The 25286-nt window shown below is 36.6% G+C and carries 22 protein-coding genes and 1 pseudogene; 16 read left to right on the top strand and 7 right to left on the bottom strand.

The features are described 5' to 3' along the window. Window positions 1-85: 85 nt before the first annotated feature. Window positions 86-577 carry a DinB family protein gene (locus ACVWY7_RS24385; RefSeq protein ID WP_000532723.1) on the bottom strand — a complete coding sequence of 164 codons (492 nt, stop codon included), beginning with the start codon at window positions 575-577 and terminating at the stop codon, window positions 86-88. Between the two features lie 288 nt (window positions 578-865). On the opposite strand from ACVWY7_RS24385, the gene ACVWY7_RS24380 reads away from it, so the two are divergent. From ACVWY7_RS24380 to ACVWY7_RS24355, 6 genes are all read left to right on the top strand, one after another. Next, entirely contained in the window at window positions 866-1909 is a 1044-nt protein-coding gene (locus ACVWY7_RS24380) for an ArsR/SmtB family transcription factor (protein ID WP_000454547.1), read from the top strand. Between the two features lie 51 nt (window positions 1910-1960). Continuing rightward, window positions 1961-3181, top strand: a complete 1221-nt coding sequence (locus tag ACVWY7_RS24375; protein ID WP_144507567.1) for an MFS transporter — start codon at window positions 1961-1963, stop codon at window positions 3179-3181. Between the two features lie 96 nt (window positions 3182-3277). After that, window positions 3278-3604 carry a heme-degrading monooxygenase HmoA gene (gene hmoA, locus ACVWY7_RS24370; protein ID WP_000469503.1) on the top strand — a complete coding sequence of 109 codons (327 nt, stop codon included), beginning with the start codon at window positions 3278-3280 and terminating at the stop codon, window positions 3602-3604. A gap of 97 nt (window positions 3605-3701) precedes the next feature. Further along, window positions 3702-4289, top strand: coding sequence for a hypothetical protein (locus ACVWY7_RS24365; protein ID WP_002002984.1), 588 nt, complete (start codon window positions 3702-3704; stop codon window positions 4287-4289). Window positions 4290-4363: 74 nt separating this feature from the next. Beyond that, a complete protein-coding gene (locus tag ACVWY7_RS24360) occupies window positions 4364-5053 on the top strand; it encodes a nucleotidyltransferase domain-containing protein (RefSeq protein ID WP_000888506.1) in 690 nt (229 codons plus the stop codon). A 334-nt stretch (window positions 5054-5387) separates the two neighbouring features. Beyond that, the gene (locus tag ACVWY7_RS24355; protein ID WP_105990042.1) at window positions 5388-5891 is read left to right on the top strand and encodes a GNAT family N-acetyltransferase; all 504 of its coding nucleotides are present in this window, start codon (window positions 5388-5390) and stop codon (window positions 5889-5891) included. A 122-nt stretch (window positions 5892-6013) separates the two neighbouring features. Here ACVWY7_RS24355 and lsrF read toward each other — a convergent pair whose 3' ends face one another. The 4 genes from lsrF to ACVWY7_RS24335 are packed head-to-tail and all read right to left on the bottom strand — an operon-like array spanning window position 6014 to window position 9685. Further along, window positions 6014-6796, bottom strand: coding sequence for a 3-hydroxy-5-phosphonooxypentane-2,4-dione thiolase (gene lsrF, locus ACVWY7_RS24350; RefSeq protein ID WP_000219783.1), 783 nt, complete (start codon window positions 6794-6796; stop codon window positions 6014-6016). A 6-nt stretch (window positions 6797-6802) separates the two neighbouring features. Further along, window positions 6803-7165, bottom strand: a complete 363-nt coding sequence (locus ACVWY7_RS24345; protein ID WP_000909989.1) for a cupin domain-containing protein — start codon at window positions 7163-7165, stop codon at window positions 6803-6805. 25 nt (window positions 7166-7190) lie between these two features. Continuing rightward, window positions 7191-8753 (bottom strand): autoinducer-2 kinase, encoded by a 1563-nt coding sequence (gene lsrK, locus ACVWY7_RS24340; protein ID WP_142395609.1) that lies wholly within the window; start codon window positions 8751-8753, stop codon window positions 7191-7193. After that, entirely contained in the window at window positions 8753-9685 is a 933-nt protein-coding gene (locus ACVWY7_RS24335; RefSeq protein ID WP_072190628.1) for a sugar-binding transcriptional regulator, read from the bottom strand. Before ACVWY7_RS24335 ends, lsrK begins: the two co-directional genes overlap by 1 nt. A gap of 197 nt (window positions 9686-9882) precedes the next feature. Here ACVWY7_RS24335 and ACVWY7_RS24330 point away from each other — a divergent pair, with 197 nt between their 5' ends. From ACVWY7_RS24330 to lsrB, 4 genes are read left to right on the top strand one after another with little or no spacing between them, the layout of a single operon-like run. After that, window positions 9883-11364, top strand: coding sequence for a sugar ABC transporter ATP-binding protein (locus tag ACVWY7_RS24330; protein ID WP_046947297.1), 1482 nt, complete (start codon window positions 9883-9885; stop codon window positions 11362-11364). Then, window positions 11361-12314, top strand: a complete 954-nt coding sequence (locus ACVWY7_RS24325; RefSeq protein WP_101194549.1) for an ABC transporter permease subunit — start codon at window positions 11361-11363, stop codon at window positions 12312-12314. The genes ACVWY7_RS24330 and ACVWY7_RS24325 overlap by 4 nt, the downstream gene beginning before the upstream one ends. Further along, a complete protein-coding gene (locus tag ACVWY7_RS24320) occupies window positions 12311-13300 on the top strand; it encodes an ABC transporter permease (protein WP_142395608.1) in 990 nt (329 codons plus the stop codon). The genes ACVWY7_RS24325 and ACVWY7_RS24320 overlap by 4 nt, the downstream gene beginning before the upstream one ends. Further along, the gene (lsrB, locus tag ACVWY7_RS24315; RefSeq protein WP_017561375.1) at window positions 13297-14340 is read left to right on the top strand and encodes an autoinducer 2 ABC transporter substrate-binding protein LsrB; all 1044 of its coding nucleotides are present in this window, start codon (window positions 13297-13299) and stop codon (window positions 14338-14340) included. Before ACVWY7_RS24320 ends, lsrB begins: the two co-directional genes overlap by 4 nt. A 43-nt stretch (window positions 14341-14383) precedes the next feature. Here lsrB and ACVWY7_RS24310 read toward each other — a convergent pair whose 3' ends face one another. After that, window positions 14384-15886, bottom strand: a complete 1503-nt coding sequence (locus tag ACVWY7_RS24310) for a malate:quinone oxidoreductase (RefSeq protein WP_072190632.1) — start codon at window positions 15884-15886, stop codon at window positions 14384-14386. 382 nt (window positions 15887-16268) lie between these two features. Here ACVWY7_RS24310 and ACVWY7_RS24305 point away from each other — a divergent pair, with 382 nt between their 5' ends. The 5 genes and pseudogenes from ACVWY7_RS24305 (at window position 16269) to ACVWY7_RS24285 (ending at window position 23639) form a co-directional block, all read left to right on the top strand. Further along, the gene (locus ACVWY7_RS24305; protein WP_001260259.1) at window positions 16269-17315 is read left to right on the top strand and encodes a DUF2332 domain-containing protein; all 1047 of its coding nucleotides are present in this window, start codon (window positions 16269-16271) and stop codon (window positions 17313-17315) included. 360 nt (window positions 17316-17675) lie between these two features. Beyond that, a pseudogene (locus ACVWY7_RS24300) lies at window positions 17676-19416 on the top strand (sigma 54-interacting transcriptional regulator). A 240-nt stretch (window positions 19417-19656) separates the two neighbouring features. Further along, window positions 19657-21261 carry an ATP-dependent acyl-CoA ligase gene (locus ACVWY7_RS24295; protein WP_000892282.1) on the top strand — a complete coding sequence of 535 codons (1605 nt, stop codon included), beginning with the start codon at window positions 19657-19659 and terminating at the stop codon, window positions 21259-21261. A gap of 44 nt (window positions 21262-21305) precedes the next feature. Beyond that, complete coding sequence (locus ACVWY7_RS24290; RefSeq protein ID WP_000445570.1) at window positions 21306-22097, top strand: enoyl-CoA hydratase; 792 nt, start codon at window positions 21306-21308, stop codon at window positions 22095-22097. A gap of 105 nt (window positions 22098-22202) precedes the next feature. Further along, window positions 22203-23639 carry a GntP family permease gene (locus ACVWY7_RS24285; protein WP_105990037.1) on the top strand — a complete coding sequence of 479 codons (1437 nt, stop codon included), beginning with the start codon at window positions 22203-22205 and terminating at the stop codon, window positions 23637-23639. Window positions 23640-23749: 110 nt separating this feature from the next. Here the strand turns inward: ACVWY7_RS24285 and ACVWY7_RS24280 are convergent, their stop codons facing one another. Beyond that, entirely contained in the window at window positions 23750-24235 is a 486-nt protein-coding gene (locus tag ACVWY7_RS24280; protein WP_001171622.1) for a GNAT family N-acetyltransferase, read from the bottom strand. Window positions 24236-24642: 407 nt separating this feature from the next. On the opposite strand from ACVWY7_RS24280, the gene ACVWY7_RS24275 reads away from it, so the two are divergent. Further along, window positions 24643-25286: SH3 domain-containing protein (locus ACVWY7_RS24275; protein WP_456524010.1), on the top strand; the 644-nt coding region annotated here is incomplete at its 3' end.

The following is a 25286-nucleotide window of genomic DNA, read 5'->3' as shown; positions in this document are numbered from 1 at the left end:
TTTGAGCCATCGAAGTAATTACAAAACAAGTAGCTATTTTCAATTGTTTTGTTGCAGGTTAAACGTAAGCAAATGTAAACATCGCTTATAAATAAGAACGGTGAGTTGGCCATGAACCTTGGAGTTTTCGAAGTTGTATAATTTGTCCTGTATGATAAGCATCGTGCAAAAGGATATTCATATATTGTTGCCAAATTGGTAGAGAAGGCTTTGGTTGGTCTAGTTCTGCTTCTTGAAAGGATGTTAATGAAGATTGTAAGGCATCATGTACTTGAAGCGTTCGTTTCACTGTTTGCTGCCAAGCATCATCATCATTAGGTCCACCTTGGCTAAACGTATCATCATTATTTTGTGGAGCAACAAATGTATCATCTTCATGAATGCGGGAAAGTAAGCGCTCTTTAAAGATTAATAAATGGTTCACATTTTCCCAAATTGTATTACTGGCAGCACCTTCTGGTTGCCAACATGCTTGTTCAGCTGTAAGATTCTTTAACGCTTCTGATATTGGTGGGTACCATTCTTCTTCGTAAAAAACTTGTTGGACTCCATTTTGCAACATTTCTTTTCTTCCCATTCTTATAGCCTCCTGTTCATTTCTCTTAATAAAAAATTCTCTTTTCTCTTCAATAAACCTTCTCAATAACTGAACAAGAGAAGGAAATGCAACGTATAACAGAGCCATGAAAAAACTTCATTTTTAATAATCAAGGTTTTCATTGAGTCAGAATGAAAAAGTGTATAAACTTTTCTCTATTTGCTCATTGATTAGAGTTTTTAGAATTCGTAAAATAATTCTAAAAATATAGAAGGTAAAATTCGATAAAAATAGAATTTAATATATAGCAAACAAGGAGGGGATAAAATGGAGGTCTATCACATAACGAGTAGAAAGAGGGAAACTTATAACGTTCAAGTAAAATATTCGATACTTTTCGAATGTGCTCTTGGCATTGCTGCGATTACTCACAAGCGGTTAATTGATACTCTTGAAAAGAGTCAAAATGAATGGGAAGAAATTAAGAAATCATTAACAGAAGAAATGAGAGAGCACTTACAATTTGTCGAAGAACATAATACGTGGAAAGCATTGCTTCAGTTGTTGTATGAAGAAGATTTTCACGATGTATCGCAGTTTCATACTACAATCGATTCACTTTCAGAAGAAGATTTGAAGTATATATGTTTACCGTTTTTAGGGGAGAAGTATGAGGAGAAAAGACGTTTAGCCGCAAGTACAGATGTAACTGCAATACATGAACTAATGGAACTGACAAAAGATCATCAGTTTTTCTCTACTTATATTCGTTTTATATGCGATGTTGATGTACAAGTGCTGAAAGCCCATTTAATTGCTGTTATGACAGGTTGGTATGAGAGCGTTATTCAGAAAGAGGAAGAAGAAATACTTTCTATATTAAAACGAGATTATGAAGCAAAGGTTGAAATGAATAAAAAGATGAAACCAGAAGAGTTTGTCGAGTGGGCTACAGGTGGCGTTCATTATATGCCAGAACCAAGTGTTCATCACGTGCTTCTTATCCCGCAAATAACGTACAGACCGTGGAATATTGAAGCGGATGTTGAAGATACGAAAGTATTTCATTATCCAGTTGCAAACGAAAGTATCCATCCTGAAGATCCATATGAACCGAACTATTTTTTAGTTCAAAAACATAAAGCTCTTGGAGATGAAGCGAGGTTACGTATTGTAAAAATGTTGTTCGAAAAAGAACGAACATTGCAGGAAATTACAGAAAGATTGCAACTTGGTAAATCGACTGTACACCATCATTTGAAATTGTTACGTGCAGCGAAGTTGGTTGATATACATGACGGAAAGTATATATTGAGGAAAAAAGCAGTACAGTCTTTAGCGAAAGAATTAGATATGTTTTTGAATAGATAATTAACAACGAGAATGTACATAAAGGGAGGAATATAAAAGAAAAGTTGGTGTATGAAATTGAAAAATGTATTGAAAAATCGTTCGTTCTTTTTTATGTGGATTGGTAGTGCAATCTCAGAATTAGGAGGGGGTTTCGGCACGTTATGTAATTCAATTCTAGTATATGAGTTAACAGGATCGGAAATGGCTTTAAGTAGTATGTGGCTATTATATTTCATCCCATCACTCATACTGCAATTAATCAGTGGCCCATTTATTGATAAATGGAGTCGGAAGTGGATTATGATTTTTTCACAATGGATACGAGCGTCCGTATTCTTATTACCTTTGATAATGTTAGTTTCCGGTAGTTTAGAAGTTTGGCACATTTATGTTGTTCAGATTGTAGTAGGACTTATTACACCACTTTATACACCTGCAAGTCAAGCAATTACACCGAGCATTGTAAGGAAAGAACAACTTCAAGATGCAAATGCGTACATTGATGGAATGACTCGTCTTATGATGTTTCTTGCGCCAGTATTAGGCGGAGTAGTCATTCATTTGATTGGCACAGAACTTGCGTTATCTTTCGTATGCATTTGTTTATTTGTTAGTGGCACTTTCTTACTTTATATAAAAGAAAATAGAGCGTCGCAACCTATTCGGAAAACGTGGCTAGAACAGTTTCTTCACGGTTTTACATATTTTTTCACAAAACCAATCATCGTTTGGCTCGGTATATTTCTTACTTTCGTACAATTTGGAGTAGGAGTAACAATGGTCACAAACCTTCCTTATATAAAGGGCGAGCTGTCAGCGGGATATGCGGAATTTGGTTATTTTATGGCCGGATTCCCACTTGGCTATGTAGTTGGATCTATACTAGTCGGAAAAGTAACATATAAAAGCCGGCGTATACTTATGCTTGGAGGATTGTTTATAGGGGGGCTCGCATACATTTCGCTAGGGTTCAATCATAGTATTATCATTGCAATAATAGTTGAAGTAATAGCAGGGATTTGTATTGCATTTTTCAATGTTCATAACACAACGATATACCAGCAATCAGTCCAAAACAATATGATAGGACAAGTATTTTCAGTGCGATTATTTTTCATACGATCCGCTATGCCGTCAGGTGTATTAGTAGGGGGAATATTGAGTGAAATGTGGGGAGTAAGAGCGCTATATTTAATCATCGGTGCAATTATATGTGTCACCTCTTTAATAGGAATGTTACTTCCGTATTTCAAGTTTTTAGATGAGGCGATAGAAGAGAAAACAGCTTGATTCAAAAAATTTAAACTTTATAATTGAAAATAATTATCATAATCAACTATAATAGAAGAATAGTAGTATTCGTATTACAAAGAGGGAGTGGGATATATGTTTATCGAAACGAAAACATTTACAGTAAAAGAAGGTACATCAAATATAGTTGTAGAACGTTTTACTGGAGAAGGTATTATTGAAAAATTTGAAGGCTTTATCGACTTGAGTGTTCTTGTGAAAAAAGTAAGACGAGGCGACGAAGAAGTAGTCGTTATGATTCGCTGGGAATCTGAAGAAGCATGGAAAAACTGGGAAACAAGTGAAGAACATTTAGCTGGACATAGAGCGAGCCGTGGTAAACCAAAACCAGATCATATCATTAACGTTGATCACGCAGTTTATTATGTGAAATCATCGAAAGCGGCTTATCAACAGTCGTAATATATATAAAGGTAGAGGATATTTGTTTATTAAGAAACAAATATCCTCTTTTTTTGATTTATAGTAAAATATGGATGTGATAAATGTTTATTTGTAAATGGAGGTAAATGAAGTGAAAAGAATATTACTAATGACAGCTTTGGCAACGATATTATTATCAGCGTGTAATAATAATAATGTGAAAGAAGAAGTATCTAAGAATAAGGAAGAAAAACGTGAAAGCAGTGCAAACATAGTAGAGCAGAAGGAATATATCATTATTGATAAGAAACATAATGATATATTTCTAAAAGATGCTAGCTCAAATAAAGAAGACAGTGTGAAAGTAAGTTTAAATGATTTAAACTCAACAAAATGGAAGGCGCCTAAAAGAAACGGTATCCTAGATATAGGTGATCATATCTCTTTGGAAAAAGAAGAGGGTAAATATACACCTACATTAGTAAAAGATCTTGTTGGTGAAATAAAATATGATGGTACAATTAAATATAAAATTTTAGAAGCAACTAGTAAATCGGTAAAGTGGTTTCCGCTAAATAAAGAGAACAATGGAGGATATGTTCCGCCAGAGATGGTAAAAGTAGTGAACGCTTCGAAAATAAAAGCTGGAGACATTGTAACGATTCAAGATAAAACAAAAAGCAGTGAAGATGTAATTGTATATGAACTGACAATTGTTGAATAAGTATAGAAGATTATAAGAGAAGTAAAATATATAGGTAACGAATAACTCCTTAATAATGTGTGTGGAGGTTACAAATGTTAGAAGCACAAATATTTAAACATGAACAACATAAAAAATTAGTGCAAACAATAGTAGCGGAAACCTTGTGTACGGAAAAGGTAAATGGATTCATGCTTATCGGATCTGTCGCAAGAGGTGACGCATATCCTGATTCGGATTTAGATTTTTATATTCTTTTAGAAGAAGGACAAAAGAAGAAATTTCATTCTGAAACGAGAGAAGGCATTTTGGTTGAATATAAGTGTGCAGATGTTAATCAAATATTAGTAAACTTTAAAAACAATCCGATGGAACTATATTCATTTTTAGAAGGTGAAATTTTATTTGATAAAAGTGGTGACTTAAAAAAATTAAAGGGAATAGCTATATCTGAATTTGAAAACTATCGTGTTTCTAGCGATAAAGTGAAAGGCATTTCTCATTGGTTACAGAGTTCGTTAATTAAAATTCAATCTGCTTTGAAAGCAAATGATGAGTTAAAGGCTTCATACATAGTTCAAACTTCAACTTGGACATTGTTAGAAGGGATATGGGCTATTAACAATAAGCCAGTACCGCCAGCGGGATCTGTTTTAAGGTATATTCAAACGTTGCCGAATAAGCCAATTCATTTAGATGCGTTACTTAATAAACTATTTTTAGGTAATACGAAGGACCGTATTAAAGCAGCAATTGAGTTAATTGAGTGGGTGCTTCATAAATAATATTGTCTAATATTGTCGGTAAATCGATATGTTGTGTCGAATCGTCGATATATTGAGAAAATCGTTGATATAATTCAAGTTACGATTGATATATTTGGAAAATCGTTGATATAAATTTCATATACTGTATAAGTAGCAACTAAAAGAGCGTAATCTAGTCAAATTTTTAAAATGAAGTTTCATAACAAGGTCTATTTTGCAGAGAAATTAATTATGTATAAAATAACAATAATATCTTAATGCAAGAAAATCTAGAGAATCAAGCAGGTTTCCCATATGGTACAGTACGAAACGATTATAAGTAGTACAGTGATATAAATAGGAGGTTATCGCTATGACATCTGTATTTAAAGATATGGCGTTCCAGCTAAGAACGGAACGACTCGACCTGAATATGTGGGAGGAATCCGATGCAGTCTGGCTTAGAGAACTAATTGGTGAACGTGGAGTGGAAATGCCAACCGTTGAATCTGTTCGTAACGATCTTATTGAGAAGCGCAAGATAGCAGTTGAAAATGGCATTTCTCTTCTCACTATTCGTAGACGAGACGAAGGAGATTTCATCGGTTACTGTGGCTTAATTATCGGTCGTTCCACGCTTGAAGAGCCGGAGATTGCATACGAGTTGTTCCGTAGTGCTCATCGCATGGGTTATGCGACAGAGGCAGCATTAGCGGTATTGGAGGCTGCGATTGCTACGGGGCGAAAAAGACTATGGTCTACTGTAGGCGCTTGGAATACTGCGTCTTTTCGGGTGTTAGAGAAGATAGGATTTAAGCGACATCATAGTACGTTTGGCGAACGCGGTGAGATTGTTTGGAATGTGCGCGATTTGTAGGGACCTGGCCAAATTTGAAATAATAAGAAATGTCAAAGAAAGCCCATATGTTATGTATGGGCTTTTCCTTATAGTAAATATTGATTTTTTATTTATTTAAGTGTAATAGTCTATCTCTCACCTTAATTTTTCACATCATTATATAATTCCAACGCCTCTTTCACATTCAATCCATTTTTCACAATACCATGTATCGCTTGAATCATCGCAGCTGGATGTTCGGATTGCCATATGTTGCGGCCCATATCTACGCCGATTGCCCCTTCTTGCAGTGCGTTGTACGTAATGTTTAATGCGTCTTCAATTGAATCTAGTTTTGGTCCACCAGCAATGACGACTGGGGCAGGACATGTGCTTGTAATTTTTTCGAATCCTTCGCAGTAATACGTTTTAATAATGTCAGCACCCATTTCAACGCATACACGGGAAGCAAGTGCTAAAAAGCGAGCTTCACGTTTTTGCAGTTCTTTTGCAACAGCGGTTATGCCGAGTACTGGCAGACCATAATCGTGAGCTTCTGAAACTACATTTGCGAGATTTGTAACTGTTTGTGTTTCATAGTCTGATCCGACGAAAACAGATACACCGACGCCAATTGCATTTTGTTTTACTGCTTCTTTTACAGGGGTAACAATTGTTTCATTCGCTAAGTCTTTACCGACGACAGTAGCTCCGCCTGATACACGCATAACCATCGGTGTACTGCAATTTTCAGGAATGCATGAGCTAAGTACACCTCGCGTTAAAAAGAGAGAATCCGTGTAAGGAAGTAGGTTTTTAACAGTTTCCAGTGGCTGTTCAAGCCCGTGAATTGGTCCTAAAAAGTAGCCGTGATCTATCGCTAACATAACCGCTCTGCCATCAGGTAAAATTGTATTTAATCGATTTTTAAATCCCCAAGTCATTCAAAATCACTCCTTCGTTAATGTTGGATTTTCCGTTTGAACAGTATCTTTATTTGGTAAATGTGGTGACTTTATAAAAACCGCTTTAAAAGGTTTGTCAGAATGGTTAATAAGATAGTGAGATTCATGAGGACGAACTTGCAGGACATCACCCTGTTTCATTGGAACTCTTTCGTTATTTACATAGAAATCTATTTCACCTTCTAATGCATAAAAGACCTCTTCGCACGTCGTATGATAATGGTTTTGAAACTCCTGCCCAGGCTGAATGACAACAAGACCAAGATCGATATTCGGACCTTGTATTAAATATTTCGGCCCGTTATCACCGAAGCGATAGGAGAAGTCATTTTCATTCGCTTTTAACATACATTCCACTCCTTTATGTAATGTGTTACAGTGCACCAGGCGCAATCCACATATGTGAGGTGAGCCCGTTATCAGCTAAAGCGAGCTGACTGTCATACACAGTTTTCCATGTTTCATAGAACTCTTTATAGAGTTCGTGATTTTCAGTAACTGGTTCAAATGTTTGCTCCCACTGTACAAACTGTTCGGCAGTCTCTTCCATAGATGAATATATGCCCGCACCAACTCCAGCAGCAATCGCAGTTCCTAAAGCAGCTGCTTCTTTCACAACAGGTACTTTTACAGAAATACCAAGGACGTCTGATAGAATTTGTGGCCATAGTTTTCCTTTAGCGGCACCGCCAGCAAAAATAACTTCAGAAGGGAATATACCAGTTAGATTTTCTATTAATTGTAAGTTTCCAAGTGTAACGAAGGCGGCATTTTCTTCAATAGCACGGAACAGCTCTTTTTTTCCGCATTTGTCAGCGTCTAAACTTAAATTTAAAAAAGATGGTGCGGCATGACGCCAAGAAATGTAGTTCATAACGTTTGAAAAAGTAGGGATAATGCCATGTGAGCCGACAGGTACGTCTTTCGCTTGTTCTTCTAGTAATTCATAAGCATCTACACCGAGTTTGTCAGCAAGTTTCTTTTCCTCTTGACAAAAAGCGTCTCGAAACCAGCGCATAACGAGTCCTGGGAAAAAGGCAATCGTTTCATATTGCCATAGGTTACGTACGACGTGACAATTTATACGAATTGCAGCTTGTGGATCTGGTATTGGCTCAGTAACATTCACTTCTTGTTGCCAAAAACTACCTCCGCATATTAATGTTTGATGTGGTTTCACGACTCCAGTTCCGAGCGATGCCATTTGAGCATCTCCGCCCCCGGCTACGACAGGAATTCCTTCACGTAATCCAGTTAATGCTGCACACTCTTTTGTAACGTTGCCAATTACTGTACCAGCTTCATTTACTGTTGGTGAAAATGGTAAAGATAGACCGCACTGCTTAGCGACATCGTTATCCCACACTCTATTTTGTAAGTCAAAAATACCTGACGTACATCCGTTTGAGGGATCGATTTGCAGCACGCCGCTTAATTTATATAAGATCCAATCGTTTAACATTGTAAAAGAGTGAATAGTATTATAGACGTCTGGTTCATGTTTTTTAATCCAAAGTAGGCGGGGTAAAGCACCTAATGAAAAAGTTTGACCAGACTTTGTATATAAATCTTTTTCAAGATGTGACCGAATTTCTTTTAGTTCACTAACCTCGGCGGATGCGCGCCCATCAACATTTGCACATGCCCATATTTCTTGCCCATCTTGATCATATAAAACAAATCCTTCCCGCATACTTGTCGCGCTAATAGCAAGAATAGAAGAGGCAAGAGTATTGCTTTTTTGAAGAACCTCTTTCGTACATTCTTGTACTAGCCTCCAATTTTCTATTACATCAAAGTTCATAGAGCCTGGATAACGTGGGTCAGATTTGTGAATCCATTCTTTTTGACTTACTGCAATTTGATTACCATGTAAATCAAAAAGAACTGCTCGTATGCTTCCTGTACCAGCATCGAAAGCTAATAAATTGGACATTAACAATCACCATCCTTTCGTAATAAGGAGAGGGCAGTTTCCTCATCGGTAATTAATGTATGAATAAACTTTCCTTTTAAGGCACCATAAATTGCATCTATCTTTTCAGTACCTCCAGCAACACCGACGACATGCTTCATATTGCGCAAAATAGAGAGGGGGGTGCCAATTAGACGATTGTGATGCGAGAGCTCTAATAAATCGCCATTTGTATCATAAAACTGTCCTAAAATATCGCCAGCACCGTTTTGACTACGAATATATGTCATCTCACGTAAAGTTAATTTTTCTTTTTTTACAATCGTAGCATCTTGAGATAGTCCTCCAATACCGACAACAGCCGTATGAGCAAGTGAAGCGACATGAAGCATATCTTTTACGCTCGGTTCTGATAGAATACTTTGTGCCATTTCGGTTGTAGACGCTAGAAACGGCGTAGGGATAATGTGAAGATCACCTTGCATGTAATGTAAATAGTTTTGTTTTCTCGGGAGATAGTGATTTACTCCGCCTGTTAACGTTACGATTGAGAGATTAATAGAACTTTCGAAATGAATGTTTTCTAGCATTTTGCTAATTGTTTCTCCCCAGCCAATACCGAGTAAATCTCCTTGCTGGAGCTGAGTTTCTAAATATTGTGCAGCAGCTTTTCCGAGAGAATCGTGATAATTGTTTACTGGGGTCGGGATAATAAAAGCATCTTTTAAGTGGAATTTTTTCATTAGGTCACGCTCAATACTTAAACAGTGCAAACCAGTCCCTTTTACGTGAAATGTAACGATACCTTCACTCCGCGCCTTATCTAATAACCGGACGACTTTATTTCTTGAAATATGAAGAAGTGAAGCGATCTCCTGTTGTGTTAATTGGTCCTTATAATAGTACCAAGCTACTTTCGTTAATAAATTCTCTTCAAAGTTCAGCTGAGTCATACTCTTCATCCCTTTCAACAATTGACCACAGCTTAAACATATGTACCATATATTTTGTTTATTCCAGTTGAAGCGATTAATAGTACGTAGAAAAAAGTGTTCTAGATATAAAAAAAGGAATATACAATGCTACAAAACAAGTAGAACAAATAATCATTTTCTCAAAAAATGTTCTGTATAAAGGCAGGTGACATCATGTGGAGAACGCACCTTTATTACAAGTAAAAAAAATGAGTAAGGCGTTTTTAAATCAACTTGTATTAAAAGAAGTGAACATTCAAGTAGAGCGCGGAGATATATACGCTTTAGTTGGAGGGAATGGTGCCGGGAAATCAACATTAATGAAAATATTAACGGGGTTATATTCGTATGATGATGGAGAAATGTATGTAAAAGGAACGAAGCAACAGTTTTCAAATCCGTCAGAAGCACACCGAAAAGGTATTTATTTAATACCGCAAGAACCGCTCATTTTTCCGCATATGACTATTGAAGAAAATATATGTATCGGATTAAAAGAAAAGAAAAAGAAATTAAGAGTACAGATTCAGGAATTGATTAGCAGCCTAGGATGGGGTATTGACCTTAATGAACTAGGAGGATCATTATCGATTGCGCAACAACAGTTAGTAGAAATTGTTAGAGGATTAATACGAGAAGCTGAGATTCTTATTCTAGATGAGCCAACATCGACATTAACAACTCACGAAATTAAGAGTCTTTTTGTGTTGATGAAAAGTTTACAAGAAAAAGGAATAGGGATGATTTATATTACGCATCGTTTTCCAGAAATCTTTGAAATTGCTAACAAAGTAGCAATATTACGAGATGGAATGATTGTAAGTCAAGGAGATGTATGTGACTATACATATGACATGCTGATGGAGGGACTATTGCCAAAAGGGTATAAACAGAAAGAGAAAATAGAAGTAGTTCAAGAGACAGCAAGGACGAAAAAAATATTAGAAGTGATCGATATAACGAGCCACGCATTCCAAAATATATCATTCACTGTACATGCGGGTGAGATTGTAGGTGTTGCTGGCATTATAGGATCTGGCAGGACTGAATTAGCAGAAGCGATATTTGGATTGAAAACTATAAAATCAGGGTCTATCTTATTAGAGGGGAAATCAATTGATGCGTGTTCTTTGCATAAAAGGCTAGAAAAGGGACTGGTTTATGTCCCAGAGGATAGGGCGAGGAATGGCATTTTCTCAATTGCTTCTGTTAAAGAAAATATTGCAGCAACAAGTTTACAGCAAAATAATCGCTTTTTTATAAACCAAGAAAAAGAAAGCGCTTTAGTTAATTCGTTTATAGAACAGTTCCGAATTGTTGTACAGGATATGAATGAAGAACTGGCATCTTTATCAGGAGGTAATCAGCAGAAGGTCGTGCTTGCAAAGTATCTCGCATGTAATCCTAAAGTTATTATTCTTGATGAGCCGACTCGTGGAATTGATGCGAAAGCAAGGCTTGAAGTGTATGAGACGATCGGAAAAATGAAAAGGGAAGGACTCGCAATTTTATTAATCTCTTCAGATGTTGAAGAAATTGTTCAATTAGTAAACCGTGTATATGTAATGAGAAATGGACGATTTGTTTCTCATATGGAAAAAGAACAACTGAGTGTGAATGAAGTTACACGCCTTGCATACGGAGGTGTAGCGGAATGAAGCGCATGCTAAAAATGCACGAAATGTCTATCATAACGTTACTACTAATTTATATAGCTATTGTCGGAATGATAAACCCTAGTTTTATTCAATTTAACTCGTTATCTTTAATGGTGAAATCAAGCGTTATTTTAGTCGTGCTAGCAATCGGCCAATCGTTCGTCTTATTTACGAAAAATATAGATGTATCAGTTGGTTCAAGCATGGGGTTAAGTGCAGCAGTTTGCGGAATGTTGCTAACGAATGAATATAGTGCATCCTTGTCGATATTTGCTGCTATTACACTTGGCGCTATTATCGGTTTCGTAAACGGGATGGGCGTTGCGAAGTTTCGAGTACCAGCCATTATTATGACATTAGGCATGTTAGGAATTATTAGAGGTGCCATGTTAATTTTCACAGGCGGGAAGTGGATTGAAGATATTCCAAACGATTTTAAGCAGCTGTCATCTATCATCATTCTTGGTTTACCTATAACTGTATGGTTCGTTCTTATTATTTTACTACTACTATACTTCTTTTTAAGGAAAGTGCCATTTGGAAGATACTTTTATGCAGTAGGTGATAATGAAGATGGTGCGAGACTTATTGGTATACCTGTTAATAAGGTGAAGATATGTGCGTTTATAATTTCAGGCATAAGTGCTGCACTCGCTGGTTGCATATTTGTTATGAATATCGGGTTCATTCCAAATCAAACTGGTACAGGATTAGAATTACAAGTAATCGCAGCCGCTGTACTAGGAGGCATTCATTTAAAAGGAGGAACAGGATCTTTATTTGGAGCTGCATTAGGAGCATTATTTTTAGAAACAATAAGCAGTTCACTCGTCTTTTTAAAAATACCAGCATTTTGGAATAATGCTATTTCAGGTTTTTTATTATTACTTATCATCATACTGGATAGTGTTATGAAAAAGTGGAAGGCCGAAAGGAGGATGAATCTATGAAGTATGTATACAGATGGGAAGGTGTTCTAATTGTATTGCTTCTTATAGAATTCATTCTCTTTAGTTTAATCAATAGTGATTTCTTAAATATTAGTAATCTCCTTTTTAGTACAAATGATTTCCTATTTATCGCAATTGCGGCGATACCAATGACTTTCGTTATAGTAACAGGAGGAATTGATGTATCGGTCGGCTCAATAATGGGTCTCACTTCGATCTTAATCGGTGTACTTTGGATGAACGGAATATCTATTTTGTTTGCTGTCATAATGGCCCTAATAATTAGTTGTTTAGCAGGCGTTTTAAACGGACTTATTATAAAAATGACAGATGTAGAACCACTCGTCGTTACACTCGGCACGATGTTTTTATACGGAGGAATTGCACTCGTCATTTCAGGAGGGGCAGGTGCTTCTGGGTATGAAGGGATAAGTGGTTTACCTGACGCATTTGTACAACTGGCAAGCGGTAGTTTTATAGGAATACCGAATTTATTATGGCTACTGATCGTATTAACAGTTTTATGTGCTGTATTATTTCACCGAACTATATACGGACGCCATGTAAAATTAACAGGTGCGAACGAAAATGCAGCAAAATACACCGGAATTAAGACGAAGAAAGTAGTCATCGTCGCTTACATGCTTTCCGGGTTAGGAGGTGGATTAGGGGGGACTTTCTTAACTGCCTATTTCGGTTCCGCACGTGCTGATATGGGAAGTGAAACAATTTTACCAATCATTACGGCAGTTGTATTAGGCGGGACACTTATTACAGGGGGAAAAGGAAGCATTATCGGTACTGTACTGGCAAGTATTTTCATTGGACTCATGCAGTATGGCTTGCAAATGACGGGTTTAACAAATGAACAATCCAACGTAGTAATTGGTATTATCCTTATTCTTTCAGTTATTATGAGACATTTCAAATTACATCAATTCACACTGGGGAAAAGAAAGAATTTGCATAAGGGGGAAATGTCATGAAGAGAAAACTAGGGATTGTATTCATTGTATGTATTTGTTTAATCGGTTTAATCGCCTGTTCTAGTCAAACCGCAGATAAGAAAAAAGCGGATGATGTGAAATTTGCATTTATCCCGAAATTAACAGGAGTTGGATTCTTTACATCAGGTGGTGAAGGAGCAAAAGAGATGGGGGATAAACTAGGCGTACAAGTGAAATATGATGGACCATCTGAAGCGAGTGTTTCTGGGCAAGTAAAATATATAAACAATTTCATTAATCAAAACTATGATGCACTTATGGTTTCTTCAACGTCAGTTGATGGTTTATCGCAATCACTGCAACGTGCTAAGAAAAAAGGTATGACTGTGTTAACTTGGGATTCCGATGTGAACCCGAAAGATCGTTCCTTTTATATAAGCCAAGGAACACCAGATCAACTTGCTAATTTATTAATTGAAATGACCTCTAAACAAATTGGAGATAAAGGAAAAGTAGCCTTCTTTTATTCTAGTCCAACAGTAACCGATCAAAACCAATGGGTAACGAAAGCGAAAGAAATTATTAAAAAGAAATATCCGAACTGGGAAATTGTAACGACGCAATACGGTGAAAATAATGCGCAAAAGTCGTTATCAGTAGGGGAGAACATATTAAAAACGTATCCAGATATTAATGCAGTCATTTGCCCGGATGCAACGGCACTACCAGCGATGGCACAAGCGGCTGAAAATTTAAAAATGGATAAAAAGGTTGTCGTAACTGGCTTCTCTACACCAAACGTTATGCGTGATTACGTAAAACGAGGAACTGTACAACAATTCGGATTATGGGACGTAAAACAACAAGGTGCACTCGCAACTTATGTAGCAAATGAAATTGTTGTAAAAGGGAAGAAGTTAAAAGTAGGGGATAGCTTTGAAGTAAAAGGAATTGGAAAAGTGAAAGTAGAGCCAAACTCCATTCAAGGATATGATTATGAGGCAGAAGGAAACGGAATTATCGTACTACCAGAACGAGTCGTATTTACGAAGGATAATATTGATAAATATAATTTTTAGTAACAAAAAACGTCCGATATATTCGGACGTTTTTATTTCTTCATTAATTATGAACCGTTTCTTTTTCATTTAATCCAAGGGTACGACCTGTAGAAGTGTGAAGGTCTTGGAATAATCTTGGATTTTCTGTTAATGAAATGCCGTAAGAAGGAATCATTTCTTTTATTTTTCCTTCCCATTCTACCATTCGACTTGGGAAACATTTTTCTAATACTTCAAGCATAACATGAACGGCAGTAGAAGCACCCGGTGAAGCACCTAGTAATGCTGCGATTGATCCATCAGCTGCACTAACAACTTCTGTACCGAATTGAAGTGTTCCTTTACCGCCAGCATCAGTATCTTTAATTACTTGTACACGCTGACCGGCAACTACAATATCCCAATCTTCACTTTTCGCGTTCGGAATGAATTCGCGTAATTCTTCCATACGTTTTTCATGTGATAACATAACTTGCTGAATTAAGTATTTTGTTAATCCCATTTCTTTTACACCAGCAGCTAACATTGTTAAGACGTTATTCGGTTTTACAGAACCGATTAAGTCAAGGTTTGAGCCAGTTTTTAAGAACTTAGGAGAGAACCCTGCGAACGGTCCAAATAGTAAAGCTTTTTTGTTGTCTATATATCTTGTATCAAGGTGAGGTACAGACATTGGTGGAGCGCCAACTTTAGCTTTACCGTATACTTTCGCATGATGTTGCTCTACAACTTTTTGGTTCTTACATACCATAAATAGTCCACTTACTGGGAATCCACCAATATGTTTTGATTCGGGAATACCAGTCTTTTGTAGGAGAGGTAGGCTACCTCCACCACCGCCGATAAAGACGAATTTTGCAGTATGATGTTCGATTTTACCACTATTCATATCGTGTACTTTCACTTCCCACAAACCATTCTTCGTACGTTTAATGTTTTCGACACTATGTTTGTAGTTTAGCTCGACATCTTTCGTTTTTAAGTAATCAAACAGCATACGTGTTAATGCACCGAAGTTAACATCTGTTCCAGAGTCAATCTTCGTTGCAGCCATCGGTTCATTAGATGTACGACCTTCCATAATGAGTGGAAGCCATTTTTTTAATGTTTCAGGAGCATCAGAAAATTCCATTCCTTGAAACAGTGGATTTTTTGAAAGCGCTTCAAAACGTTTTTTTAGAAACTCAACATTTTTTTCACCTTGTACTAAACTCATATGAGGTAGAGGCATAATAAAATCTTGTGGATTACGAATTAATTTGCTTTTTACAAGATATGCCCAAAATTGTCTTGAAAGCTGGAATTGCTCATTCACTTTTACAGCCTTACTAATATCTATAGATCCGTCAGATTTTTCGGAAGTATAGTTCAGTTCGCATAGCGCAGAATGCCCTGTACCTGCATTATTCCATTCGTTAGAGCTTTCTTCCCCGGCACTTGCGAGTTTTTCAAAAACTTTAATTTCCCATTCAGGTGCTAATTCTTTTAGTAATGAGCCTAACGTTGCACTCATAATTCCTGCACCAATTAAGATAACGTCTGTTTTTTGCTGCATGTTGCTCATGATAATCTCTCCATCCCCTATATTGGCAAAAAAGAGTAGGTGTTTACTGTATCTAAGCCGTAAAAAGAAAACACCGCCTAGGCCCCACCTAGGTATTTACCTTTTTTGTCTCAATTGTATAACCATCTCATACTCTATTATAATAATTAATAGACTAAAATATCTAGTGTTATCTGATAATTTTAAACTATTTAACGTTTTATTCGCCAAAAATCTTATTTAACAAGCTCTTTTAAGGTGATAAATAGAAAAAAATTACAGTTTGAAATTATCTCGAAAAAGCTTACGTATCCAAAAGCGGGTAGAAAGGATACCTTTTTGTGGGATTTTTTGCTCTGTTTATTGTATGATTATTCCGAAAGTTTAAAAAAGGGGGATACTCATGCGTACACAAGAACAAATCGTAAACTTATTTCGAAATTTTTCAATAAAGGAATGTAAAGGGTCAAGTGACTTATATGAATACTTATCAATAAAAATAGCTGAAGATGAGGAAGTACTTACACTATCTTCCTACGCTCAAGCAGGTCAACCAGTCCCAAACTTATTATTAGGTGCAGTACATTATTTATTACTAGCAGGGAAAGAACATCATTTAAAAACGTATTATAGTAGCTTAGTTGAAAGTGCTAATACGGATTTAGATCAAGCTTTTGCTCATTTTAAAGATTTCTGTAAAATGTACAGAGAAGAAATTATTACCTTATTACAAACGAAACTTGTTCAAACGAATGAAGTAAGACGATGTGCGTACTTATATCCAAGTTTCAATTACATATTTAACAAAGTGAATAAACCGTTAGCGTTAATAGAAATTGGGACAAGTTCTGGATTACAACTATTTTGGGACCAATATAGCTATTCGTACGGTACAGGTGAAAGTTACGGAAATATAAATTCGAATGTACATGTAACTTCTGAAATAAGAGGGGAGAATGTACCTCAACTTTTAAAAGAAAGTCCACCTGTCGTAGAAAGAATCGGACTAGATTTACATGTAAACGATCTACATAGTGATGAAGATTATTTATGGCTACGTGCACTCATTTGGCCAGAACATAAAGAAAGGCTTGAACTGTTTGACCAAGCTGCATCTTTAGTAAAAAATAAATCTGTTCAATTAATAGAAGGAGACGGTGTAGAGTTATTACCATCTATTATCGAACGAATAAGTAGCGATGCTGTTATCTGCATTTTCCATACACACGTCGCCAATCAAATACCAGAACAAGTAAAACGTAAACTGGAAAAACAAATCCAAGAAATTGGTGCAAAACGCGATGTATTCCACCTATATAACAACATGTGGGACCGGGACCTTCATATTGATTATTATATTAACGGAAACGAATATCGTGAAACGGTTGGAGAAACAGAAGGACATGGGAGATGGTTTAGTTGGAAGCTTGAGGATCGATCTTTATGCTAAAGTAAACCTGATAATTATGGTTTTATCACCAATATTCGTAATAAAAACAGTTGATGGAAGACAATCCTTCAACTGTTTTTATTTTTATTAAACTTATAATGTATCCAACGTAATAAGTGTTTAACATTTCCCTGTTGTATGTTGAAAGTAGCACATAAGATAATCTCCTTGCAAAAAGAAGTTAAAGAAAGGGGATTATTAAACGCTACTTAGTATCAAACAAGAAGCCGCCGGTTAATCAGCTATATTACTAATTTAAGAAATTATAATTTCAAACGGAAAAACCAAAGGAAAGTAAATATTTAAAATGAATATATAATACATGCGAAAAAGAGCGCAATTGGATAGGGAGGCTTTCAAATGCATATGGGCGAACGAATGAATTTGCGGGTAACTAATCAGGCTCTTCAGGTAATGAATAACGGAATTGCTGTTATAAGTCATGATGGAATCATCACATACAGTAACAAACTATTCTGTAGCATGTTACATAAAAAAGAAACCGAAATAATAGGTGAGCATATATCAACGATTATTCCTGATCGTAAAAAACTAGTAGTGAATCAAAATGATAGTTTGTATAGGTATGAATGTAAGAGTGGCAATCAAGTTGTAATTGTGAATGAATGCCGTGTTTATAAAGATGGGACAGAAGACGGATCAATTGCTATTCTGGAGAGAAAGGGTAAAAGTATACAGTCTTTGGAAAGTATCATAAGTCGATATGAAAGCGCATTGAATTTACTGTCGGAGTGTATTCTAGGTGTAAATGAACAAGGAATTGTTAATTTTTTAAGTGGCTCTTATGCAAAATTTTTAGGGATAGATGATCCGAATGAAGCGGTGGGTAAACATTGTACGGAGGTTGTTGAGAATACGAGGATGCATATAATTGTAAAGACGGGACAGACGGAAATTGGGCATATTCAGCGTATAAGTAATCGGAATATAATCGCAACGCGCATACCGATCGTTAAAGACGGTAAGATTATTGGAGCAATTGGTAAAATTATGTTTCATGATATACAGCAGTTTAAAGCTTTAGGAGATCAAATTAGTGAAATGGAATCAAAGTTATCTTACTATCAAACTGAATTACAGCGGCTACAAGAAGGGCGGCTTTCTTTTCAAAGTATTATAGGTGAGAGTGCAAAAATGAAAGAAGTCAAAATGATGGCTTTAAAAGTTTCTAAAAGTCGGTCTACTGTTTTGATAAGAGGAGAAAGTGGTACGGGAAAGGAACTCTTTGCACATGCGGTACACCGTGCAAGTCCGCGTGCTAGTGGTACATTTATTCGTTTGAATTGTGCTGCGATTCCGAGAGATCTTTTGGAAGCTGAATTATTTGGATACGAAGAAGGGGCTTTTACAGGAGCGAAAAAAGGTGGTAAGCCTGGGAAGATTGAGTTAGCCGAAAAGGGAACGTTATTTTTAGATGAAATTGGTGATATGTCTTTGGACATGCAAGTGAAGCTGCTTCGTGTATTGCAAGAGAAAGAGATTGAAAGAATTGGCGGTACGAAAATTCAAAAGGTTGATGTTCGTTTCATTGCGGCGACACATCGAAATCTCCGTGAAATGGTGCAAAGAGGGGAGTTCAGAGAGGATTTATATTATAGGTTGAATGTGTTTGAGATTGCTATTCCTCCGTTACGAGAGAGAAAAGAAGATATGATACATATAACGGAATTTTTAATTAAGAAATTGAATGGTGAGCTAGGTAGTAACGTTATTTCATTCGATGGGAGAGTTAGAGAGATATTCATGGAGCATGATTGGCCAGGGAATATTAGGGAGCTAGAAAATGTATTAGAACGAGCGATGAATGTTATAGAAGGAATGATTATTCAAGTGCATCATCTTCCGACCTATTTACGGAAAAAAGATAAGGAAGAAGAGTTATACCATGACATATTTACGATAGATCAAAAACAGAATGAGGGGGAGTATTCACTTCAGGCGGAAGTGGAATCCGCTGAAAAACGTGCGATTACGAGAGCTTTGGAAAAAAACAGCTGGAAATATAAAAGAGGCAGCCAGGCTTTTAGGAATTCATCGGGCTAGCTTATATCGAAAAATAGAAAAATATGAAATATCATGAAGGAAAGTAAAGGGCAAACAGGCCCTTTTTTTATTTGTAGTAATAAATACTGTCTCTTTTTTGCGACGTTTTCTTATAGATGCGACATGGTTGCTAATATTTGTTGCATAAATGCGACATGTAAAGGTGGACATGTTAGGGAGATTACGAAGGAATAAGGGAATAGAGAATGAGTCGATTTTTGGCATGTTTCTTGCTATATAAATAAAAAAGATTATAGCAGGAAGGGGATGGAATGCAATGCTGGAAAATCATAGCTTACCTCATTTTATTATGCAAAGTATTGAAAAAACACCAAGTAAAGTGTATTTGCAATTTGAAGAGCAAAGGGTTACATATGAGGATTTACATCATCGAATTACAAGAGCCATTGCGGGATTGTGTGAGCTTGGTATTCAAAAAGCAGACAAGGTTTGTATTATGCTTCATAACACTCCTGAATATCTGGATGTATGGTTTGCTTTATCTTTTATGGGAGCCATTACGGTACCTCTAAATGTGCATTTAAAAGGAGACGGTTTACAGTATATTGTATCTCACTCTGATTGCAAGTTAATAATCGTTGATAAGGAATTTTTTCCTCAAATAACCTCCTGTTTGTCAGTTATACAAAGAGACATTCAAATTGTTGCTTATGGAAAAAATGAAAGCGCAATCATTTCGAGGCATGGTAAAGAGCAGTTAGTAATCGAATTGAAAGATGTACTACATACAAATAATCAACATCTTCCAACTGAATTTGTTTCCTCCAGTTCTATCAATAGTATACTTTATACCTCTGGAACGACTGGTTTACCTAAAGGGGTCATGTTAAGTCATTCAGCCTATGTAAATTCTGCACAGTCGTTTGCCAACTTTATGGTTGGTGCAAGTTCTAAAGATGTCTTATTTACAGCACTCCCGTTATTTCATATAAACGCCCAGGCGCATACAGTACTCGGGGCTATTTCTTCCAATGCGACGATTGCTCTTGGTAAGCGATTTAGTGCTTCTAGATTTTGGGATGAAATTCGCAGTCATGGCGCAACTATTTTTAATTCTTTGGGATCTATGATTCCTATTCTTTGCAAGCAGCCAGAAAAGGAAGATGATAATGCTAATTTAGTAAGGGTGACGGCTTGTGCTGCTACTCCTAAGGAATTTTGGAAGCCGTTTGAGGAGAGATTTGGCGTTCGGATTGTGGAAGGCTACGGATTAACGGAAACAACGGGATTTTGTGTAACGAATCCATTGTATGCCAATAAGCCACCTTCTATAGGAAAACCATATTCTTACGTAGAGACGAAGATTGTCAATGAGGATGGAAAGGAAGCGCGGACGGGTGAAATTGGAGAAATTTTTATTCGTTCATTACAGGGACAAGCATTCATGGAAGGTTATTATAAAATGCTTGATAAAACAGAGGAGGCGGTGAAGGAGGGGTGGTTTCATACAGGAGATCGCGGTTATCTAGATGAGGAAGGTTACTTATATTTTTGCGATCGGATTAAACAGTGTATACGAAGACGTGGAGAAAATATCTCTTCTTGGGAAATCGAAAAAGTTGTAAATAATCACCCGAAAGTACTTGAATCAGCGGCTATTGGTGTCCCGTCAGAAGTGGGAGAAGAAGATGTCAAATTATATGTGATTGTCAAAAAAGGGGAAACACTGTCCTATGAAGAGATTATAGATTGGTGTCAAGATCGTATGGCTTACTTTATGGTGCCGCGATATGTTCAATTCTGTGAAGCTTTCCCAAAAACCGCGACGGAACGGATTCAAAAGTTCAAGCTGAAGGAGGAAGGAATCGGCAGCGCTTGGGATCGCGAAAAGGTCGGTTATGTAATTAAAAGAATGAGTTAATGTATTGATTTTACCTTATTACATTTTGGAAAGAGGGGATTGGATTGGAAAGTAATAGAGTTGTTACATGGTCCAAAGAAAATGGAATTGCGACGATTATCATTGATAATCCTCCTGTGAATGTATTGGGTAGTGCCGTGGTGGAACAACTGACGGTAGCGGTCGATACAATCGAACGGGATGATGAAGTAATTGTTGTACTTCTAACGGGTGCTGGAGAAAAGACCTTTGTTGCAGGAGGGGACATTAAGTCATTTCCGGAATGGATTGGGAAAGGGAGTGAATATGCAGAGGAAAAATCATTGTGGCTTCAGAATCCATTAAATAAAATAGAAAGATTGCCAAAGCCAGTAATCGCTGCCATTAACGGATTAGCGCTAGGAGGTGGGTGTGAATTAGCTTTATCGTGTGACATACGAATTATTGAAGAACACGCCCAAATCGGGCTTCCGGAAGTGAAATTAGGTTTATTTCCAGGTGCAGGAGGAACGCAACGTTTACCGAGATTAATAGGAACTGCAAGTGCCAAGGAAATGATGTTTACTGGTGAACCACTCACTGCCGAAGCAGCTTGGCGAGTTGGTTTAGTGAATCATATTGTTCCGCGTGGTGAATCACTGAATAAGGCGAAGGAATTAGCCGCGAAAATGGCTCGATTTTCTCTTCCTGCTTTATCTTTGATGAAACAATCTATCGATAAAGGGTTATCTTCTTCTCTTGAAGAAGGATTAAAAATAGAAGCTGAGAATTTCGGACATGTATTTCAAACGAGTGATGTAAGAGAGGGAGTGGAGGCCTTTATAGAAAAGAGAGCACCATTCTTTCATCATAAATAAAAGGCTATAACTTATAATATGCAAAAAGTTATGCCTGCCAGAAGCAGGCATTACAACGATATATACAAAGTAAAAAAATCCATATTATTGAAGGGGATTGGGGTTATGGATTTATTGATTGTATTGTTATCGCTTGGCTTGCTTATATTTGTAGCTTACCGAGGATTCTCAGTCATTCTATTCGCTCCGTTATGTGCGTTGCTCGCTGTGCTTTTAACAGAACCAGCGTATGTATTACCGTTCTTTTCTAATGTTTTTATGGCGAAGATGGTCGGATTCATAAAATTATATTTTCCTGTATTTTTGCTTGGAGCGATATTCGGTAAAGTGGTAGAAATCACTGGAATAGCAGAAAAAATCGCTAAAATTATTATCCGTTTTATCGGTGTGAAAAGAGCGATTCTTTCCATCGTATTAATGGGAGCGATTCTTACATACAGTGGTGTCAGTTTATTTGTGGCGGTATTTGCGATTTATCCATTTGCGGCGCAATTATTTCGCGAGGCAGATATTCCGAAACGACTTATTCCAGCAACCATCGCATTCAGTGCATTCACATTTTCGATGGATTCGCTTCCTGGATCGCCTCAAATCCAAAATGTTATTCCAACTACTTTTTTTAAGACAGACATTTATGCAGCTCCTACATTAGGAATTATCGGAGCGTTGTTTATCTTTATATGTGGCATGCTGTATTTGGAATGGTGTAGGAAGAAGGCTGCTGCTAAGGGAGAGGGGTACTTTGGAAAAGGCGGTACTACTTTTGAACTTGCTGCTACAACTAGTGTACAACCAGTGCAAGCATCAATTGCTTCCAGCGATGTAATTCCAGGGAGTTACTGGGTAGCTTTTCTTCCGCTTGTACTGGTTGGAGTGATGAATAAAATCTTTACAGTATTCATCCCTGTTTGGTATACAAAGGGATTTGATTTTGCATCCATAGGTTTAAAGGAATATGGAACGATTGATATGGGACAAGTTATAGGTATTTGGTCAGTGGAAATAGCGCTTCTTATGGGAATACTGTCTGCCATATTATTAAACTTCCAAGCGGTAAAAGAACATTTTCAATCTATTACAAGTGTGGGCGTAAGTGGTTCAATCTTAGCGGCCATGAATACTGCATCCGAGTATGGGTTTGGTGCTGTTATAGCGGCTTTACCTGGTTTTGTCATGATTCAAAATTATTTGACGGGAACCTTCTCAAATCCTTTAATTAGCGGAGCAGTTATGACAAATATATTATGCGGGCTGACGGGATCAGGCTCGGGCGGAATGAGTATTACATTAGGTTTAATGGCAGAAAAATATATTGAAGCTGCAGCGAACTTTGATATTCCGTTAGATGTACTGCATCGTGTAATTGCAATGGCGGCGGGAGGTATGGATACTTTACCTCATAACGGAGCAGTTATAACTTTACTTGCGGTTACAGGATTAACGCATCGGGAAGCTTATAAAGAGATCTTTGGTATTACGATAATTAAGACACTTGCTGTATTCTTCGTTGTTGGAGTGTATATGATGTTTTCAATTGTATAGTAAGTAGGTTGAGTGTATGCTATAAATAACGCAGTTAGCGATTTAAAATTATGAATAATGGTAAATAGAAAAAGGCAATACTACTAGTAGTATTGCCTTTTTCTATTTAGTTAAATATATTTAATCAAAATCTCCCCAGGTAATCCATCAATCTCACAAACTTTCTCAGATGTAAAACCGACATGTAGTAAAATTTTGCGCGAGGGGATGTTGTTCGGATCAATAATTGCTTTTAGTACGTTTATATCTGTTTGCTTCGCTATATTTATTAATTCCTTTGCAATCCTACTACCATATCTTTTTCCCCAGTGTTCTGGTAAAATCATATATCCAATTTCAGCTTCTTGTACATTAGCGTCATTCACTGTTACATGTCCAAGGCCAATATACTCATTTGTAATAGAGTCAAACACTTTATAAGAACCGAATAGTTGATGCTTTTCATTACGATTTATCAAATTTTTAAAGTTAGTTTGTGCTTCTTCTAACGGAATAGCCCGTTCAGTAATTTGTGCCATCACTTTTTCATTTGAAACAAGTTGAAAATATAAATTGAAATCTATTGCTTCAAATTTATTAAAATATGGTTTTTGCATGGTATTCCTCCAAACTAAATTTTTAATTGTTCTTCAGAAAAGACTGTCTGTAATACTATTACTTACACTACCATAACCGTTGTTTTCAGTAAAACACGCTCCATCTAATGTAAGATTACATGAATTTACTAAAGTCGTAACATGTCATAAGTGTATTTTTGGCTATATTGAGAATAGATTCGTTTTCTATATGTTTTAGTAATTGTAAAAAACTATTAAGTGTGAAGAAGGGGATATGAGAAGTTATAATATATAGAATTAGAAATGAGAATTTGATAGTATAGGAATAAAGGGTTTTAATAGCAGTATATTAAATGGTATCAATATACTGTTGCGAATGCTTTTATTAAATCTCTTGATTTGATGGGAGCGTTTGATAGAATTCAAAAAATATAATGGAGGTTAATATGAAAAAAGTAATTGGCGCAGCAACAGCAACTGTTTTCGGATTGGGAGCATTTACTACAACTGCTACTGCAGAAACGATTGTAACAGCAGATGTACTCAACGTACGTGAAAAACCGACTACGGAATCAAAAGTGGTCGAAAAAGTAAAAAACGGGGAAGAGTTAAAAGTCATCAATACCGAAGATGGCTGGTCAAAAATTGAGTTAAATGGTAAAGAAGTATTTGTAAGCTCGGAGTTTACTAAAGATATTTACCATGTAACAGCAGATTTGTTAAATGTACGTTCTGAATCAAACACAGAATCAAAAATTCTTGGCAGACTGAAAAAAGATGATGTAATTGAATCAACGAGCCAAGTAAAAGACGGATGGCTACAATTTGAGTATAAGGGAAAAACAGCTTATGTAAATGTTTCTTTCTTATCAAGTAAAGCACCAATTGAAAAAAAGGCTGACGAGAAAACGAAGCAAGTAGCGAAAGTACAAAAATCGGTTAAAGCTAAGGAAGAAGCGAAAACACAGAAGATAACAAAGGCAAAAGAAACAATAAAACCTAAGGAAGAAGTGAAAGTCCAAGAAGTAGCGAAACCTAAGGAAGAAGTGAAAGTCCAAGAAGTAGCGAAACCTAAGGAAGAAGTGAAAGT

The sequence above is a fragment of the Bacillus sp. TE9106W genome (genome assembly GCF_054062215.1).
The sequence above is the reverse complement of the archived record's forward strand: the minus strand, read 5'-3'. Positions and strand labels throughout refer to the sequence as shown.